The following is an 18,385-nucleotide window of genomic DNA, read 5'->3' on the forward strand; positions in this document are numbered from 1 at the left end:
GAAGCCTCCTTCAGAACTGTATTGATCATCGTGCCTTGCGGACAGTTTACGGTATTCTGGCCATATGGATTCAAAAACAACCCCCTACTCAACTCCAGAGCTGACCACGCCGGCGATCAGGCACCTTGCCTGGCTGTGCCGGGCGCCCCAACTGCTGCAGTCACCACTGACGTTTGAGCCTGGGCGCTACTTTTCTGACGACGTTCCCGAAAAACTCAAGGCCTGGGACCAACATCCCGAAACAGCCCCGGCGCTGCTGACAGAGGCACCCCAGAAAAGGCTGGGGTTCTACTTCGAGCGACTTTACCGGGTATTGCTCGAAGACCTTCTGGGCTGGGATATTCTGATTCAAAACCAGCAAATCCAGTCGAACGGCCGAACCATCGGAGAGATGGATTTCGTGGTGCACAACCGCTCTGAAGATCGAATAGAACACCACGAAATTGCTATCAAATACTACCTGGGGGTTCCGGAGCCTGGGGGAAAAGCTCTGTGGTACGGCCCGAACGCCCGGGACCGGCTGGACCTGAAAACCGATCGCCTGCTGCACCAGCAAAGCCAGCGGACCCAGCTGCCCGAGGCCCAAACATTGCTGGCAGACGCCGGAATCACCGGGCCAGTCACACCGCGCATCTTCATGCCCGGATACCTGTTCCATCCAGCCGCCGCAGACGTTAGCGTCCCCGAGTATGTACCAGCCAACCATCTGCGCGGACGGTGGCGCTATCTTTCCCAGGTAAGTCCGTCAGAGATTTCCGGCTGGGTGGTCCTGAACAAGCCCCACTGGATTGGCCCATGGCATCAGAGCGAGCCGCCCGAACCAGGGGTAATTGCCGCAGCGCTGAACACGATTGAGCACCACAGCGTTCCGCTTCTTTTCGCAAAACTCGAACTGGACACCATCAACGGTTTCTGGCAGGAAACCGCCCGCTTATTTGTAGTGCCGGACAGCTGGCCATAGTTCTCGATCAGGCATCAATAAGATCGGCTGCCCACTGAGGCAAGGCCTCGTGACAGGTACGCCACCGCCCCGCCTCCCAGACCGCAATACGTACGTAGGGTTGATCGAGGCTGGAGTTATCAACGAGGTGCATTTCGTCCGCCAGCCCGATGCATTCGCGAAGGTTGGCAAGGGTCCGTGGAATTCTGGACTCAACCTTGGCCTCGGGCACATGATGGCCGCCGGACTTTACCCGGGACGCCACCCGGGCGTTGTTCAACGCAGCGAATTCCAGGTGGAAATAAAACAGCCGAATGCGAAACCCCGCAGCCTTGGCGACCCCGACAAAATCAACTTTGGAGGGATGGGAAAAGACAGTTTCAAAACAGAAACTCTGGCGTTCTTCAAGCAGTCGGAACCGTTCCCGTTCGGCAATCAGCGCCGCCTCATAACTGTGTTTCTCGGGCGCGTCCGGCCACACACTGCGGGCGATGTTATCGGCATTCACCAGAGGAATCTTCCGGCGGGCCAGGAACCGCTCATAGAATGTGGTCTTGCCGGCACCGTTGCCGCCAATCAGCAGCCAGAGTTCAGGCTGCGTTGTCACGGTCACTCAGTGCTTCAAAACGCCCGTTGCGAAACTGACCGACTTCCCGGGTGCCATCCGGATAAATCGCCTCCAGATAGCCGGGCTTGTCTCCAGACGCCTGATACACCGTACGACCTCTGGCAATCGAACGCCCCAGATCACCGCTTTCCCGGGCCTGATCTACTTCAGCCCAGAGGTCATCACTGGAAACAGACTCAGCCACCACCGGCTCAACCCGCACCTGGCGGATACCTTGGAGAATGGCAATCAGATCTTCCGCACTCACGTCCCCGGCAACAGCACGCCCTATCTCGGCCCAGTACTCAATCTGCTTGGGTGTCGAACGCCGATGAACCGCGCCCTCTGCGGCGGCGTGGCGGACCAGAGTCTCGTCGAGACGGACAGCGGTTGTCATGGTGACCTCCTGAGTAGGGCTAAGTGTTAGCAACAGATTACCACAGGTGTTGCAATATGCAACAAACGAGATTTGGCCTCTCGGTAGGCATTAAATTGGCCAGGCACCAGCAGGCCGCAGCTTCCGATATTCCTCCATCGAGATCTTGCCCAATTGAGGCGTCAGCTTGCAGGTTCGGCTTGCCCACGGGTATGAATTCTGGCGCTGATGCACCTTCGTCCAGCCCTCTCCCTCCTTCCAGGATTCCAGATCCAGATCCCGCCAGTACCTCGGGTTCCTCCCGGTTTTTCTGTCATGCTCAGCGGTTATCGGGTCCAGATGACGGAAAGGTTCCAGGCGTGGCGTGTCGGGCAGAGGCTGGGAGACATCCATATAGCGCTGCAACATATCCCACAATGCCAAGACTTCAGACTTTTCCGACTCGATGGTGCTGAAGCCGGTTTTGTTGAACGTTTTCTGGGTGTAGCGGTGCACCAGCATCAGGCGGTAGAACACCCCGCTTTGCTGAATTACCCGCTCAATGTAGGCGTCAAATTCCACGAACGGGGCTTCAAAGAAGCGACCGCGACCAAGCGCAATGCGGACCTGACCCGTGAGGCGGTTGAATTCGCTGCATCCATCTTCAAGCGTCGCATCCAGCTTTTTGTTGATGTTTTTTTCGAACGGCTTAAGGAGGAATCCGACGCCGGTGCTCATAATCCAGTTTGTGGTTATCGGCGTGACCCAGATCGCGAACCCATACCACCCAATCGTTAGGACAATAGAGCACAATCCAATAACTAATGCCGGGAGCTCCTTCAAGACATCTACTTCGGCAATCATCCAAACCATAACTGCCGGACCAGCCAACCACAGGGAAAGCACCCAGATCAGTGGAATAATCAGCAACAGGAACTTTAGCCCCATCTTCCCGTTCAAAAATCGAATCCGCTGATGATCTGACCACCAATCACTATCTTTGAATTCAGGGTCAGTTTTGTCGTGCTCTTGCAGCGCCTCCACATCTTGAATCGTTCGAAGATAAGGAATGACTGCAGCGTATGTACCGATTGGCTGCAGTTCCTCGCCAATACGCGTGCGTTTGTTTGGGCTCTCGGGCAGCGGCTGAATAGCAACAGTTCTGAAGGCTGTGGCCGCATACTCAGTCTTCATCTGCGCGTTTGTCATGCACTAACCTCGGTAAAATACCAATAGGGTGACTTGGGCTGAGCGTATGCACCCCAAGGACGCCGCTTCAGCAATTGCTCAAAAGAGCCGTCCTTTGATGCCCAGCATAGGACCCTCCTACAACGATGAAAGCCATACCCAAAATCGCCCCTCCCCAGCCCGGGATTGCCAACATGGTCACCAGTAAAAGATACGCCAGAAAAACCAGCCCACCCGCCATCGCTATTGCATACCCAGTCGCGGCATCAAAATCCTTATTAGAGAGGCTGATCCGCATTTCCCGGGGAACGATGATCGGCTCTTTCTGCCCCTCCGGCACGAAACACACTTCGCGGCGTTGGCGGTTAAACGGGCGGGCGTTACGTTCTTTAATTTGGAATAAGCCTGCCAGCGAGGAAGGGAGAGTGTGAACAAGCCCAAAGAGCCACCTAACGTCATTTGCCAACCGAACACCGATGTCGCCCCTGCCCAAAAAGTCCAGGTATCCGTCATTCACTTCCCCCACCGCATGGCCATGATCCACCGGCGGCAGGCCGGTTGGCAGGGGTTTGGGGGATAAAAGAGTCAGCCGGCCACTCGGGAAAGGCTCGGAACGCCCCGCGTGTAGAGGCTGTTCGAACTGAGTACTTTTTGAGTTCATGAGAGACCGTCCATCGTCTGGCATTGACTGCAGACTAGGGTTTCCGATCTTCCAAGCTGATCAAGCTCGGCTTGTGACAGCTGAATGACGCCATAAAGCCTGTGCGGTTTGCGTTTACAATGTTTGTCATCATTTCCTCCTTGAAATGGCTTTACTACTTCATCAATTGGTTGATGCCAGCGGCAGACGGTCCTCCTCGGCATACACTTCCGCAAAGACTTCATAGGGCAACCGCCCCGGACGGGCCTTTTGCTTCTCACGAACCTTCTGGCTTAAGCGCTTGAAGGTCTCGCTGGGCTTGGCCCACTCGCTCTCAGATAACGGTTCAGACCACTCCGCCATGGCCTTGGGCAGCGTTTTTCGGGTCATGCGTTTGATCTTCCTGACTTCCCACTCCACCAGTCGGTTGGGCAGGGTCCAAAAGGTCATCAGGTGGTACAGGTACCAGCCGGTCAGGTAGTGCACTCCCCGTTTGCCTTCCCGGTATTCCTCATGAAGACGTTTGCGGGCATTGCGGAAAACATGGACGCCCTCCCAGGGCGGATCATCCGGGCCCTGAAGTTCCAATGGATCCTGGATCTCTTTCAGGGTGTGGACTTCGTATTCCATGTAGGCCCGGATGGCCTCCCAGTTGCTGATGGCCTGGGGCAAACCGTAAGTCTGGAATTCCAGCGTGTATTTCTCGCCGGTTTGTGGGTGGAGGAAGCCTACACCGAAGCCGTACTGGCGCTGTACACCGTACTCGGTCACCCCCTGGGCCTCGGTCACCCAGGCCACCAGTTCCTCCCAGGGTACGAAAATGGGCTCCCGGTGACCATTGGGCACGAAGCACACCTCGCGGCGCTGGCGGTTGAAGCGGGTGGGGATGACCTGGGATTTTTTCTTGAGTTCTATTACGGACGCAACTAGCCACCAAAGCATTAAACCTCCCCCTCCCCAAAAGCCAATCCAGAAGCTGATCTCTATCACTCCCCAAAAAGCATGAATGGCATCGGGCAGACCATTGCCGAGCCAGTAAAGCATTAAAAAGGCAATCGCCGGAAAAACCAAGGCCACCATAACGAATAAGCCAAAAGGGCCGCCAAGAGTCACCTGCCAGCCAAACACCGAAGGCAACCCCACCCCGAAGTCCAGATAGCGTTCGTTCACCTCACCCACTGCGTGCCCGTGGTCCGTGGGCGGCAAACCAGTGGGCAGGGGCAACGGTGACAGGTACGTCACCGTTCCGCTGGGGAACTTGTCACTTCGCCCGGCCCTGGGGGCATTCGCTATATCCGCCTTGGGCGTTTCCTGTGTCATTCGAAGATATCCAGTTCCATAAAGGGATTGCGTACCTGGTACCAGAAGGTCCTGCCTTCGTTATCCTGGGGAGGTTCCTGGACAGGCGTCACCGGCCAGTCACTGTCAGGCGTTACCTTGAGCATGTACACCTCCTGGGTGTAGCGGTCCTCCGAATGGTGGGTGTCCAGCCGGACCATCAGCGCCAGGTCACGGGTTTCGGGATACGGATCGCTCTTGCTGTGGTCCGGGGGCGAGAACGCCAGTTGCAGATGTCCGCCCCCTTCCCGGATGGCCAGGCTCGTCAGGATATCATGGGAACAGCGCACCCAGGTTTCCGGGGTGTCACGGAACCAGCCCGAGCGTTCTGGCCGGATGCGCCAGGCACTCAGCCACACTCGCCGGGGCGCCGGCTGGTCCAGGGGCTCTATCAACCCCGCCGCCGTCAGAGCATGGCAGTTCAGCACCAGTTGGTCCTTACCGTCTTGCTCTTCCGCCGGGACCTTCTCCAGGGACAGGCTGTTGCCGAGCTGGGCGAAGGCCTGCTCGTACTCCTCCAGCGATCCGTTGTGGATCTGGCCGGGTTCCCGCGACCAGGGGGTGGTCTGCAGCCACTGATCCCGCTCGCTCAAATTGTAGCGGTTGTACAGCCAGGTGCCCCCCAGCTCGAACACGGTAAACACCAGCCCGGCAATGTTCAGGCGGACGAACAGGCTGGACAGACGGGTGCCTGCGGTGGCCCAGGCACCTGCCTTGTCGGCGGCTCGCCATACCTCCATCGCAGCTATTCGTGTCTGGTTTAGGCCATATAGATTTGTCGCCGTCAGCCCGCCGCTGCCCACCATGCCAAGGGTCGCCCCCAATTGCGCCTGCGCATTACCGGTCCGTACGGCTTCCAGCCAGTTGCTGGCATGCTTGTAGGTGCCGATGGCGGCGCTGATAACACCCGCGCCGTATGCAAATATTCCCAACCCAACATGCAAGCGGCCCATCTGGATATGGACCGACTGCACGGCGCTGCGCTGCCAAGAGTTTGCCAGGGTCTGGGCCCTGGAGGACAGAGCGGTGTCCGCCAGGCTTTGGGCGGCCAGGAAACCGGCGCCGGACGTAGCAGACAGACTTTCGATAAGTTTGCCATAGCTCCTGGCGTCTGGTGACTGAGCTTTAACTTCGGAAACAGCGTGAAAAAAGTTCACCAACTGCGCCGCAAACACCATCACACCCAGCCCATCCCCCAGCAGGTTCACCCGTGGCGCAGAGGTCAGGCCCTGGCGGAGGTGCCCCATCAGTGTGCCCATCTGCTGCTGGCCCGCGGCAGGCAGCAGCAGGGAGATACCCGCCCTGCCCGTGGTTGCGGGCTCGAGCCGCAGGCCGGTATTGGTTTCCTCCACCGGGCTGAGGGCGCCGGCCAGACGCCGGCCCAGGGCCCGCTGTTCCTCCCGGGTGGCCTTGAACTCGTTGACGATGCTTTGCGCCCGCTCGGATTTGTGGCCGTGGGTGGCCTTGGCCACGTCGTGGTCGTGGGCCAGGGATTCCAGCCGTTCGTTCAGCGACAGCAGTTGTTCCAGGTTCTGGCGGAAGGTGGCCAGCTCCGGTTCCGAGGCAACGCGGAACTCTACCTCACCGCCTTGGATGACCTTGAGCATCTTGCCCTTGAAAAAATACGGCAGGTCCCGGAACAGGTCGTCCAGGGGCGGTATCCGGTTTGCCTCAATGCCTTGGTAAAGCTGTTCCATAGCCCGGGCGATACCTTTTGACACCGCCGGTGCCAGGGTGTCGCCAATGGCGGCTGCCTTTGCCTGGATTTCCTGGGAGCGTAACTCAAGGTCCGGCAGGTGTCCGGCCTCCGCCTCGGCCAGGCGCCGCGCCCACTCGGCAGCCCTGGTCACCAGGCTGTAGCCGGCCCCTGCGATACCAAAGTAGGTGGTCGATGGCTCTGCATCCGGCGCCTGGGCGGCCTTGGGCAAGGTGTGGAACAAGGGGTGACTGTACTGGGGGTTCTCCTCCAGCCAGGCCAGTACCTTTTCCGCCGCCTCGTCGGTGCGGCAAAAATCCTTCACGCAGGCATAGTTCAGGTCCAGGGCCGCCTCCAGTTGCTTCTCATCCGCCACGTCGAAATACCAGGCGGCCTGGTGGAAGCGGGAATCACACAACAGGGTGGCCCGGTCATCGGTGATGTCCGCCAGCAACCCTTGCCACCGTGCCAGCTTGGCCCGCTGCGCCGCCATGAAGGCATCCATACGGGGGCGGTCGATCAGTTCATTGATGCCGCGCTGGCCCAGTTTGGCCCCGTTAAGCTGGTAATAGTTCTGCAGGTTGAGCTGATTGATGGTGTCCCGGTGCTGCTCGTAGTTCGCCTGCCCCAGGGCATCAATCATGGCCAATTGTGCCCGGACCAGGGGATTATCCCCGTGGTGCTCGCGCAGGTAGGTTTCGGGGCCCATCGGTTGCGGGCCACGGTAATCCCTGCGCACCTCCAGGTAGTCGTAGATGGACTGGCGTTGTGCTTCGTCGGTACTCTCGTACAGCGACTGGAAAGGTTCGCCTCCCGGTCTTTCGCCAGCCGTCTCCAGAGCGTGATCGTTGATCAGTGTCATGGACTCTATCCATGCACCCAGCATATAGTCCCGCTCGGTGTGCCCCGGCTCGTCACCACCTTCCGCCCAGTCGCCGATCCAGCCCACCACATCATCCTGATGCTGAGCCAGGTCCAGCATCACGCCCACGTCGTCCCTCAGCACCAGGCACAGGCAATTGTCCGGGTCTTCCACGGCCTGCTGCTTGATCAACTTGCCAAATCGGCTCTTGTGGTAATAGGGCTGATTCTCCCATTGGTAGGGCTCGCTTTCCTGGGGGTGGCCGTTTTCGGGGGCATCCGGCGTATAGTCTTCGCCAAATTCAGCCACCCATTGTTTGGCCTGTTCAGGCGTCAGCAGGTGCTCACCGCCGCTGACCGGCGAGGCACTGGCCAGGTCGATTTCCTGCATGAAGTGCGCACGCTCCTCCTGGCTGTCGAGTATCTGAGCTTTCTTGCGTTCGGTGAGGGGCACATCGGCGAAGCAAACGTAGAGGGTGTGCTGCTTCGGGTATTCCAGCTTGCCACCGTTGTGGCCGGTCAGTTCACCATTTTCATGCAGGTACTCGTGGAGCTCCCCGGTATCTGCGTCCAATACATAAAGATAGCCATACCTAAGAAGGCGGTAGCCAAGCGGGCGGGAGGTCAGTGAGTAGGGGTACCCCGGGTCTGTATCGGCGGGCGCAACTTCTACCCTGCCGTACCGAATAGGCAGCAGGTGCACGGTTTTCAGCAGTGGGCATGAAGCGGGTTCATCAATGAGGGTGCCTGATTGTTCCCAGCACAAAAGATCGTTGCTTGCCCGGTCGTCAGTGGGGCGTTGTATCCGTGTCATTGTTCATCCTTGATTCAATGGAGGCGCCGTTTCCGTCACGGCATTGCTATCGGCTTGTGATGGCAAGGTTACGAACAGGAATTGCATAATCTCCCGCAAGTTGTTGCATCCGTTGCCAAGGGCCTCTTCCAGTATTCTGCCAAGTGCCGGGTAGGCATCCCTCAAATCAGGACCACCCAACTGTTTGCGCACCGACTCATGCAGGTTGCTCCATATGTGCAGTGCGCCTTTGCGCCGATTAAAGGCATCGAAAGCGCCCTTCAAGTCCCGCGAGGCCATCATTTTTTCGGGTTGGTCACCTATGTCGCCAGACTGAACAGCCGGGGGCTCGACAAGGTGCCACTGCTCGCTGATACGATCCGGAACAATCAACCGGTCCACGGCCCTGGTGGGGAAACGCGGCAAATTGCCCCCGATCACCGTGGCGGCCAGTGCCGGATGGGCAATCCGCACCAGTTCTTCACAGCCCGGCGCCACTTCTACCTGCAGGTGGGAGCGCATCCAACAGGCACAGCTAGCATGGTCTGTGGCCGAGATCAGCAGGTAACCCTGCTCTTGCCTGGGCCCCTGCTCCAGGAACCCTTCCAGCACCGGGTCTTCTGGCCCACTGAGCCATACAAGCCAGGGGGACAAGTCCGAAACCGCCTCCCAGCGGGTTGCAACGTACAGGCACTCTGCATTAATGGTTTGTCCGCCGGCCCACTGGTAGATTTGCTCACCGAGTTCGGGGATAGCAACACCATCCAGGACAAGCCCAACAGGTTGATGGCCAGGCCAGGGAACATGGGTAAAGGGCGACTCCCGCAACGACCAGGAATCCTGATTCATGAGTTTTGCTCCTCACAAACCGGGCAGGTTGCATTCCCCTTCCTGAGTGCCGCAACTTGGGATTCTACATTGATGGCCGGAGCGTTCTTCCGTTGTTCAACTTCCGCCAGTGCCTCCTGCTCGGGCTCGTGGGGCTGATCACCCTCAATAACCCTTGGCATTTGCGCCATCACCACACTCTGTCCCGAACCGCTCCCCGGCGAACCACCGGAATTGATCTTGATGCCTGGCCCGGATAGCGTCACGCCGCTTGGGTCCAGTTTCAAAAAACTGCCACCCGCCGAAATGGTGATTTCAGCGCCGGCATCCAGCACCACTTTGGTTCCCGCCTTGTGATGTACTTCAGTACCCGCTTCGCTAAATGTTCCCTGAGAGGATTTCTGGTGGAATGTGCCGCCTATGTTCTGGCTGCAGTCGCCACCGATGGATTCCCGCTGCTCCCCATCGACTGTTCGATGCTCATTGCCTTTTACATGACTGAAATTGTGGTTCTCCACGGTTCGGTGGCTGTCGTTCCGAATCACCTCCGTGCGGTTGTTCTCGGTGAGCAGGTCCAGATCTTTCTGGGCGTGAACGTAGATCTGTTCCTGGCCCGCTTCGTCCTCGAACCGCAGTTCGTTACTGCCCTCGCCTTTGTGGGTCTTGGTTTTCAGGGTGGTGCGGGTTTTGTGTTCCGGTAGCGCATAAGGCGGCGTGTTGGTGACGTGATGGGTTCGGCCGGTGATGATGGGCTGGTCCGGATCGCCATCCAGGAAAGAGACAATCACTTCGTGGCCGATCCGGGGCAGTGCCATAAAGCCATACTGGCCGCCAGCCCAACCCTGGCTGACTCTCAGCCAGGCGCTGCTGTGTTCGTTATTTTTCGAGTAGCGATCCCATGGAAATCGAACTTTGACTCGCCCATGCTCATCGCAGTGGATCTCCTCGCCCTCCGGGCCGGTGACGATCGCAATTTGTGGGCCGTCCATCAGGGGACGATGCTGGATGTGCGGGCGCCAGGTGAGATCGGCGGGTATGGCGCTGAACCGGTTGTGATAAGTGGTCGGCTCACTACCGCCCTCTTCTTCCAGGGCCTGGGGCTGGGTGCCGGTGTGGGTGATGGTCGTCAGCAGCCATTCCCGGTTCAGGGCGGCGCTGTCGTGCTCCGTAAGCTCTACTTTGGCACCGGCGCTGAAATCCGGGCGGTTGCTCTGCCCGGATGCGGTGCTGGCGTCGTTACGCAGGGACTGAAGTCTGGCTTCGTTGAAGGGCTGGCCGCTGGCGTCGGCCTTGAAGCGGCCGGGGTAGTCGTAGTGCTGGTAGTCTTCCCGGTGCTTCAATCCGCTGGAGGCGTTTTCATGCATCAGAGCGTAGGCCGGGTTTTTGAAGGTGTAATCCTTCATGGCTACGGAAGCCACCCGCACCCGCTCCTCGTAACGGAATCGATACACCGCCGGGCGGCGGGCGCTGCCGCCGGCTTTGGCGTTGTACTCGGCCGGCTGCAGTTTCGGGGCATCGCCGTGGTGGTCTGCGATGACCAGGGCCGGCTGGGTGTCGCCATCCACGCTCCCGTGTTCATAGCGGTAATGCCAGCCCTCTTCAGCCGCGAGGCGTTCGAGAAAGGCCAGATCGCTTTCCCGGTGCTGAACACAGTATTCCCGCTGCTCCGGGGAGCGCTTGAGATCGAAGACCGAATCGATAATGCCCCGCTCTTCCAACAGAGTGCGCACAATGGTGTCGGTGCCCTGAGTCTGGAAAATCCGGCTGTTGTGCATCAGTCCCAGACGCCAGAGCGGCGACTGAATAATCAGCTCGTAGCGGGTACGCCGGTGGCCGGCATCGCCTCGAACGAATTCGTTGACCACGCCGGTAAAGCGCCTGAGTGGCTCACCATCCTGCCAGATAACGAGAACAACCGGTTGCTCCAGAATCTCCGATGCCTGAATGGAGGGGTCGGTACTGGCCAGCTCAAGGTGACCCTGGAACACCTCGGAAAGACGCTCGGTCAGTGTGAAGCCAACCACTGAGAAAAGATCAGAGGGGAGTCCGCCAACACGGGCGGTAAACTGCAATCCACTTGCCTGGGGCATATCTTCATTCCTTGAAGAGCAATCGGTTTTTGAACTCGTCCTGAGCAGGCTTCCGATTATAGCCATCAAGCCGGAGAATGAAACCCCGGGCCAGTCTTGTGTCGGCATGATGAGAGGTTGACCGGAAATCCATTCTGCTGCACCCTAATCTGGTTTCATTATGCAACCGGAGAGACAAGTGAGCGAATATAAGAACCGAGCCGTTGTGCTCAAGCAGCGCCCCCAGGGTGAAATTCAGCAAGGTGATCTGGTGCTGGAAGAGCGCCCCGTACGCTCCCCTGGTGAGGGCGAGGTGGTTGCCCAGGTGCTCTGGCTTTCGCTGGACCCTTACATGCGTCCCCGCATGAACGATGCCAAGGGTTACATGGACCCCATCGGCATTGACGAGCCCATTGTCGGCGAGAGCGTTGCCCGGGTGGTGGAATCACGTTCAGACGATCTGAAAGTCGGCGACCTGGTCACTTGCTATTCCGGCTGGCAGGAATACGTAACCTTTCCGGCCGATGCGCCGATGGTTTACAAAATTCAGCAACGAGACAACGTGCCCCTGCAAGCCTACCTCGGCGTTGCCGGCATGCCCGGGCGCACTGGTTATTGCGGCCTGATGTACGTGGGCAAGCCGAAAGCAGGCGAAACCGTGGTTGTCTCGGCGGCTTCGGGACCAGTGGGCACCGTCGTTGGCCAGACTGCCAAATCAGTAGGTTGCAGGGCCGTTGGCGTTGCCGGCGGGCCTGAGAAGTGCGATTACGTGGTCAATGAACTGGGTTTCGACGCTTGTATTGATTACAAGGCCGGCAATCTGGAAGAGGACCTGAAGGCAGCCTGCCCAGACGGCATCGACGTTTACTTCGAAAACGTCGGTGGTGCCGTGACGCGCGCCGTTGCCCCGTTACTCAACAAAGGCGCCCGCGTGCCCATCTGCGGTTTTGTCTCTGCCTACAATGCAAAAGATATGGCCAGCGTGGAAACTCCCTTCCACGTGCTCGGGGCGCTTGATCCGGCTCCCGAGCATCGTTTTTTCCTCGTGACAGAATGGCAGGACCAGCATCAGGAAATCACGGACATTCTGGCCTCCCGGGTCGCCTCTGGTGAACTCAAGTACCGGGAGACCGTCGCCGAAGGTCTGGAAAACGCCGTTGATGCGTTCAAGGGCATGCTCAAGGGCCAGAACTTCGGCAAGCAGCTGGTTCATATCGCAGACTGATTTCAGCCCGGGAGACGCGAGGGGCTGTGTGATCAGTCGGAGATTTTCAGGAGCACCTTACCGGTGTTCCTGTTCTCGGCCACATAGGCCATCGCATCTTCCACCTGCTCTATCGGCCATGTGCTATCAATCAGAGGCTCAATCTGGCCGGCTGCGAGCAGTGGCCAGACGTGCCGGTACAGTGCCTGCATCACTTCGCCCTTGTCCTCGACCGTTCGGGAACGGAGGGTGGAACCGATCAGGCGCTGGCGTTTGATCAGCATGATGCCCAGGTCCACCTCGGCCATCCGGCCGCCCATCAGTCCGATCAGTACGATCCGGCCATCGACATTCAGAACCCGCTGATCCTCAGCAATATATTTGCCTCCGACCGGATCCAGAACCATATCCACGCCGCCCCATGCAGTGACAGCATCAATAAAGGAACCCTCGTTCCGGTTCCAGACGCCACTGGCTCCCAGATTGCGACAAACCTCCAGCTTGGCCTTATCACCAGCGGTGGCAAAGACCGGGTTACCAAAGGCCGTCGCCAGCTGGATAACCGCGGTTCCAAGGCCGCTGGCACCCGCATGCAGCAGCACCCGCTCGCCCGGTTTCAAGGCCGCTTCGTGATAGAGATTCAGCCAGGCCGTGGCGAAAACTTCCGGTATGGCCGCGGCCTTTTCCAGCGCTAACCCTTTGGGAATGGGCAACACCTGCACCGCCGGTACCACCACGCGGGTGGCGTAACCGCCTCCGGTCAGCAGGGCGCAGACTTCATCGCCGGGCTTGAACTGGGTAACATCCGGTCCAACCGAGGCGATCCGACCACTGACTTCCAGCCCCAGAATGTCAGACGCTCCCGGCGGGGGTGGATAGACACCAGCCCGTTGCATCAGGTCGGCACGGTTAATGGCGGTCCAGACCACCTCGATCTCGACGTGATCCGCCGGAGGCTCCCCCGGCCCTTCCCAGGAATCCCAACTGAGGTTGCCCCCGGTTACCTTGATTGCTTTGATCATGTATGACGTCTCGGCCTTGCTCATATGGCCACAGGATACCCTATGTTTTTCGAGCATTGCACAAATGACGTTGTCAGATGATCAGACGGTAACTTCCAGGTTGGACAGCCATACGCTCTGGTAGGGTTTCAGGGTAATCGAGCCGGACAGGTCATCAATGGTCATTCCGGAAATCAGGTCCTGCCAATGATCGGTACCAATCAGATTGATGTCGCTCAGGGCTACCTGCTGCACTTCGTTGCTGATGTTATGAATGCAGAAGATGGACTGATCCCTGCGCATACTCTGGCGCCAGAAACCAAACAGCTGAAGCCCGAGATGCAGGGTGAACTGGGTCGCGTTCGGATGAAACGCCGGCTGTTTACGCCGAATGGCGATCAGGCGTTTCAGCTCCTGGAACGCCTTGCTGTGGTGGCTCAGGGGGTCCGCGAGCTTCTGCTCCAGATCATCCAGTTGCCACTGACTGCGGTTAATGGACCTCAGACGACCGGTATGTTCCACCCGCTCCAGATCGTTCTCGGTGGCCAGCAGACTGTGGATGTAGATCGCGGGAATCCCCTCCAGCGCCAGCATCACAGTATGGGCGCAGACAAAGCGCTGCAGCTGCCAGTGGTCCCGGCCCGACTCTGCCGTGCCCTGGAGTGCATCGTAAAGGGCGATATTGATCTCGTAAGGCTGGTCGCGGCCATCCGGCGTGCGCCGGTATGATACCTTGCCACCAAAGGAATCCATGGTGTTGATCAGCCGGCGCTTCTCTTCCTCAGTCAGCAGGCCATCCGTCGGCCGCATGCCGACGCCATCGTGGGACGCAATAAAGTTCAGATAGGTGGTGCCCATCTGCGCCGGCGGCATGCTCATCAGCCAGGTTTTCAGGTGTTTGCAGTCACCGGTCACCAGGGTATTGATCAACAGAGGCGGCAGGGAAAAGTTATAGATCACATGGGCTTCGTTGGCGTTGCCGAAATAAGTGAGGTTTTCACGGTTGGGCACGTTGGTTTCGGTAATCACCACCGCATCCGGGCTGTGATGCTCAATCAGAAGGCGCAGTATCTTGATCAGTTCATGGGTCTGCTGCAAATGAATGCAGGGCGTGCCCGGTTCCTTCCAGAGAAAGGCGACGGCATCGAGGCGAAAGATGATAATGCCACGCTCCAAGTAGCGCCGGATGATGGCAACGAATTCGATGAGCACCTTCGGGTTGGCAAAATTCAGATCGACCTGATCCTCACTGAAGGTGCACCAGACATACCGTTCGCCATCATCGGTCTGAACCGGGTTCAGCAGTGGCGAGGTTCGGGGTCGCACGACGGCGCTCAGATCATCTCTCGGATTACCTTCAAAGAAATAGTCCTTGCCCGGGTCGACCCGTTTGCGGAAATTCTCGAACCAGCGGCTGCGGGCTGACATATGGTTGATCACCAGGTCCGCCATCAGCTTGTAATCCCGGGCGATGGCCTCGATATCCTCCCAGTTTCCGTGGGACTCGTTCACCGCCAGATAGTCCATGACCGAGAATCCGTCGTCGGAGCTGTAGGGAAAAAACGGCAGTATATGCACCGACGAGACAGTATCTGAGAGGCAATCGCTCAGAAAACGATGCAGCGTTTGCAGCGGTTTTTCGTCCGCCCGCTGAACCGTATCGGCATAGGTGATCAGCACCACATCCGATTCGTCCCAGTTATTCTGGTGCGCAGGCGGCGGGGCCTGGTTGGGCTCCAGACCCATGGTGGTCAGCAACTGTTCGGCCAGAAAGTCACAGTCCAGCTCTGGATAGACGACATCCAGCATGGAAACCAGCTTCGCTTTCAGAGCCTGGGTCATGGCCGGAATTCCTCGTTATCCAGTTCCACCGCCTCCAGCAACTGCTCCTTGATGTCGGGAATCGCGCTTGTTACCCGGTTCCAGCTGGGAATAAAAGGGGTGTCCATCGGGTTATCAAGGAAATAGGCGCCGGCCCGCATCACATTCTGGGCGAAGAGTTCCACGGCCTTCTCCTCCTTGTGCCGATCAAACGTCAGGCCGTTAATAATGGCGTCGTTCTGGTAGGTCTCCACGAAATCCAGGGCAATGCGAAAATACGTGGCCTTGATCGTCCGGAATTTCTCATTGGAGAAAATTTCGCCATTCGTTGCCAGCTTTCGGAACAAGGCCTTGGCGATATCCATGCTCATTTTGGACAGCCCCTTGCTGGCATCCTCCGGCGAAAGCTCCTGGTGCTTGTGGTCATAGACATCGGCTATATCCACCTGGCAAAGGCGGTTGGTCGCGTAGTTACGCTTCATCTCCGACAGCACACCGATCTCCAGACCCCAATCGCTGGGAATGCGCAGATCATTGATCACATCCGTGCGGAACGAGAACTCCCCGGCCAGGGGGTACCGGTAACTGTCCAGGTAGTCCAGGAAATCGTTGGGACCGCAGACTTTCTTCAGAGCGCGGATCAGCGGTGTCACCAGCAGGCGGCTCACCCGTCCGTTCATTTTCCCGTCCGCCACCCGCGCGTAGTAGCCTTTGCAGAACATGTAGTTGAAGCCGGGGTTGGCCACAGGATAGATAAGGCGGGCCACGAGGTCCCGGGAATATGTGAGGATGTCGCAGTCGTGCAGGGCAACGGACTTGCTGACACCGGAGGCCAATACATAGCCAAAGCAATACCAGACATTTCGCCCTTTGCCCATTTCAGTCGGTGCCAGATTCTGCTCCCGAAGTTTCAGGTCAATGTTCCTGAGTCGGGGCCCGTCGTTCCAGAGCACCTTGAAGTTCTGGGGCAGGCCCGAGAAATACTCCAGGGCATGGCGGTATTGTTCCTCGTTGGCGCGGTCCAGGCCAATAACCACCTGATCCAGATACGGCACTTTGCCCAGCTCGTGCACAATATTTTTCAGGGCCGGCCCTTCCAGCTCCGAATAGAGCGACGGCAGCACCAACGACATGGGCCGGGCTTTGCGAAAACTCATCAGCTCTGCTTCCAGGTCCTCCACCGGACGCCGAACAAGGTTATGAAGGGTTGTGATAATGCCATTCTGGTAAAAGTCGCCCATGGCGGCTCTCCTTCTTGATACCCGCACTCGAACGGGTCAGTACCCGTACTCAACCAGGAGGTTGAGTACGCACTCATTCCAGCCTTCGGGGCCGGGCTTGAGGGAGCGCATGGCGTGCCTGGTCGAGGGCAACTGCACCTCTTCGCTTTTTACGCCCCGGATCACCACCGGTATGTCCGCCGATTCCAGCATCTGCTGATCGTTGGGGCTGTCACCCAGGGCAATGGCCAACACAGGCTCATCGCCATGCTGCTCCCGGTATTGCTCTTTATATTTGTTTAGCAAGAACCGGGCCCCATCGGCTTTATCAAAAATTCCCATGGCATGGAGAAAACGTCCGCCGGCCACCAGACGAAGCTGTTCGGCACCGAGAGCCTCCTCGAAGTGGACCAACTCCTCGTCGGTGCCCTGCCAGATCAATGGTTCGGTCCCCAGCCGCTCTTTGGCACGCTCGGCCGCCGCCGGTTCCAGGCCGGTCTCTGCTGCCAGCTCGTCTGCGGACATGTCGGCAAAACCCTTGAACCGCGCGCCCGTCTTCCGTTGGGCGCCCAGCACTTCAAGGACCCGATCCCGGGTTGCACCAAAATTCACCACTTCTTCTTCAGCATTGCCCAGGGCGTGGGGCGGAATAACGACGGCTGCACCGTTTTCGACAATGAATGGATCGGTATTTCCAAGCTCTTCCCTCAATGCACGGATTTCAGGCATGGTCTTGCTGGAGTTAAGCACCAGGGGAATATTGGCCGCCGTCAGCCTGGCCAGCGCCGGGCCTGCCGCATGCCACCGGTAATCGTCATGATCAAGCAGGGTGCCATCAAGATCCGAAAAGAGGATCAAATGAGGTCTGGCCATGGCTGGTCTCCGTTATGCCTTTCGGAACTGCGGAAGACCGAGGGAATGGTCCTCGGCCACGTTGATCAGAACATCGGCCCTCCCCGGCATTTCAGCGAGGCAGGCCCGGGTCACACGCTCATAGTGCATAACGAAACGGCCGACTTCTTCGTCGGTCATAATGCGCAAATCCTGTGCGCCTCCACGGAGCGTGCCACTTTCTGGTGCATTGCGGATTTTGTTCGCCAGCTTTTGCTCCTGGAGTCGACGCCATTCAAGAACACACTCCATAGAGGGGGCCTCCAACATGACCAGAAAATCGATTTCATCAAAAAACTGCCGGTATTCCCCTTTCAACTGATCGTTAACATAGCTGCGCCAGACACCGTCCGGGTCCTCGTTCTTCTCCAAAAGATTCATCGGCTGGGCGAGCGCACGGTCTTTCTCCGGTCGCGCATCCAGGCACCAGCCCTCCAGAAGAATGACCTCCGCCCTTCCGCCGAAGACAGGCCACTGATCCCGAGGAACCCGGTCGTCCCTGGATTTGTCGAAGGCAGGAATCGGGGTGACATATTCAGACGCTGCACTGCGCAAGCGGTTCAAGACCTGTTGCCCGAGCGCCACGTCGTGTGTTCCCGGCACGCCACGGGTTTTAAACAACGGGTGTACCCGTTCGGCAAGGTCCTGACGCTCGGCTCTGGTAAGGTAAATGTCATCCAGAGAAAAATTGGCCGCAGACCGGTTGCGGTGCCGGAGCAGAATTTCTCGTAAAAAGAGCGTCAACGTAGACTTACCCGTACCCTGGGCTCCGTGAATACCAACCACAATGGGTTGCTTTTCCGTATCATGGAGCGCACAGATTCGGTCTGCCAGCGGCAGAATGGTCTTTTCCACCGTTTCGGCGTAGGAGTCGGGCAGGCCCTCCTGTTGAATCAGGGCACTGACGGTTTGTTCGAGCGAGCGATCAGACAC

15 protein-coding genes are annotated in these 18,385 nt (G+C 58.3%); 2 read left to right on the top strand and 13 right to left on the bottom strand.

Annotated features, from left to right (window positions below):
• The first annotated feature begins 64 nt into the window (after positions 1–64).
• Positions 65–961 carry a DUF1853 family protein gene (locus A8B84_RS07085; protein ID WP_064227405.1) on the top strand — a complete coding sequence of 299 codons (897 nt, stop codon included), beginning with the start codon at positions 65–67 and terminating at the stop codon, positions 959–961.
• Positions 962–968: 7 nt separating this feature from the next.
• On the opposite strand, the gene A8B84_RS07090 is transcribed toward A8B84_RS07085, so the two are convergent.
• From A8B84_RS07090 to A8B84_RS07125, 8 genes are all read right to left on the bottom strand, one after another.
• A complete protein-coding gene (locus A8B84_RS07090) occupies positions 969–1,547 on the bottom strand; it encodes an AAA family ATPase (protein WP_064227404.1) in 579 nt (192 codons plus the stop codon).
• Positions 1,531–1,944, bottom strand: a complete 414-nt coding sequence (locus A8B84_RS07095) for a TA system antitoxin ParD family protein (protein WP_064227403.1) — start codon at positions 1,942–1,944, stop codon at positions 1,531–1,533. Before A8B84_RS07095 ends, A8B84_RS07090 begins: the two co-directional genes overlap by 17 nt.
• A gap of 90 nt (positions 1,945–2,034) precedes the next feature.
• A complete protein-coding gene (locus A8B84_RS07100; RefSeq protein WP_064227402.1) occupies positions 2,035–3,111 on the bottom strand; it encodes a hypothetical protein in 1,077 nt (358 codons plus the stop codon).
• A gap of 67 nt (positions 3,112–3,178) precedes the next feature.
• The gene (locus A8B84_RS07105) at positions 3,179–3,751 is read right to left on the bottom strand and encodes a hypothetical protein (protein ID WP_064227401.1); all 573 of its coding nucleotides are present in this window, start codon (positions 3,749–3,751) and stop codon (positions 3,179–3,181) included.
• A 162-nt stretch (positions 3,752–3,913) separates the two neighbouring features.
• A complete protein-coding gene (locus tag A8B84_RS07110) occupies positions 3,914–5,050 on the bottom strand; it encodes a hypothetical protein (RefSeq protein WP_064227400.1) in 1,137 nt (378 codons plus the stop codon).
• Positions 5,047–8,439, bottom strand: coding sequence for a toxin VasX (locus A8B84_RS07115; RefSeq protein WP_064227399.1), 3,393 nt, complete (start codon positions 8,437–8,439; stop codon positions 5,047–5,049). Before A8B84_RS07115 ends, A8B84_RS07110 begins: the two co-directional genes overlap by 4 nt.
• 3 nt (positions 8,440–8,442) lie before the next feature.
• Positions 8,443–9,267, bottom strand: a complete 825-nt coding sequence (locus A8B84_RS07120; RefSeq protein WP_064227398.1) for a DUF4123 domain-containing protein — start codon at positions 9,265–9,267, stop codon at positions 8,443–8,445.
• Complete coding sequence (locus A8B84_RS07125; RefSeq protein ID WP_064227397.1) at positions 9,264–11,336, bottom strand: type VI secretion system Vgr family protein; 2,073 nt, start codon at positions 11,334–11,336, stop codon at positions 9,264–9,266. Before A8B84_RS07125 ends, A8B84_RS07120 begins: the two co-directional genes overlap by 4 nt.
• Before the next feature lie 178 nt (positions 11,337–11,514).
• Here A8B84_RS07125 and A8B84_RS07130 point away from each other — a divergent pair, with 178 nt between their 5' ends.
• Positions 11,515–12,540 (top strand): NADP-dependent oxidoreductase, encoded by a 1,026-nt coding sequence (locus A8B84_RS07130; RefSeq protein ID WP_064227396.1) that lies wholly within the window; start codon positions 11,515–11,517, stop codon positions 12,538–12,540.
• A 32-nt stretch (positions 12,541–12,572) separates the two neighbouring features.
• Here A8B84_RS07130 and A8B84_RS07135 read toward each other — a convergent pair whose 3' ends face one another.
• The 5 genes from A8B84_RS07135 to A8B84_RS07155 all read right to left on the bottom strand — a co-directional run bounded on the left by A8B84_RS07135 (position 12,573) and on the right by A8B84_RS07155 (position 18,385).
• Entirely contained in the window at positions 12,573–13,541 is a 969-nt protein-coding gene (locus tag A8B84_RS07135; protein WP_064227513.1) for an NAD(P)H-quinone oxidoreductase, read from the bottom strand.
• Positions 13,542–13,622: 81 nt separating this feature from the next.
• Complete coding sequence (locus A8B84_RS07140; protein ID WP_064227395.1) at positions 13,623–15,362, bottom strand: sugar phosphorylase; 1,740 nt, start codon at positions 15,360–15,362, stop codon at positions 13,623–13,625.
• Entirely contained in the window at positions 15,359–16,582 is a 1,224-nt protein-coding gene (locus A8B84_RS07145) for a hypothetical protein (RefSeq protein WP_064227394.1), read from the bottom strand. Before A8B84_RS07145 ends, A8B84_RS07140 begins: the two co-directional genes overlap by 4 nt.
• A gap of 36 nt (positions 16,583–16,618) precedes the next feature.
• Positions 16,619–17,434: an HAD-IIB family hydrolase gene (locus A8B84_RS07150; protein ID WP_064227393.1), complete on the bottom strand. Its 816-nt coding sequence runs from the start codon at positions 17,432–17,434 to the stop codon at positions 16,619–16,621.
• Between the two features lie 12 nt (positions 17,435–17,446).
• Positions 17,447–18,385: a hypothetical protein gene (locus tag A8B84_RS07155; RefSeq protein ID WP_064227392.1), complete on the bottom strand. Its 939-nt coding sequence runs from the start codon at positions 18,383–18,385 to the stop codon at positions 17,447–17,449.

Source organism: Marinobacter sp. EhC06 (genome assembly GCF_001650915.1).
Lineage (GTDB): Bacteria > Pseudomonadota > Gammaproteobacteria > Pseudomonadales > Oleiphilaceae > Marinobacter.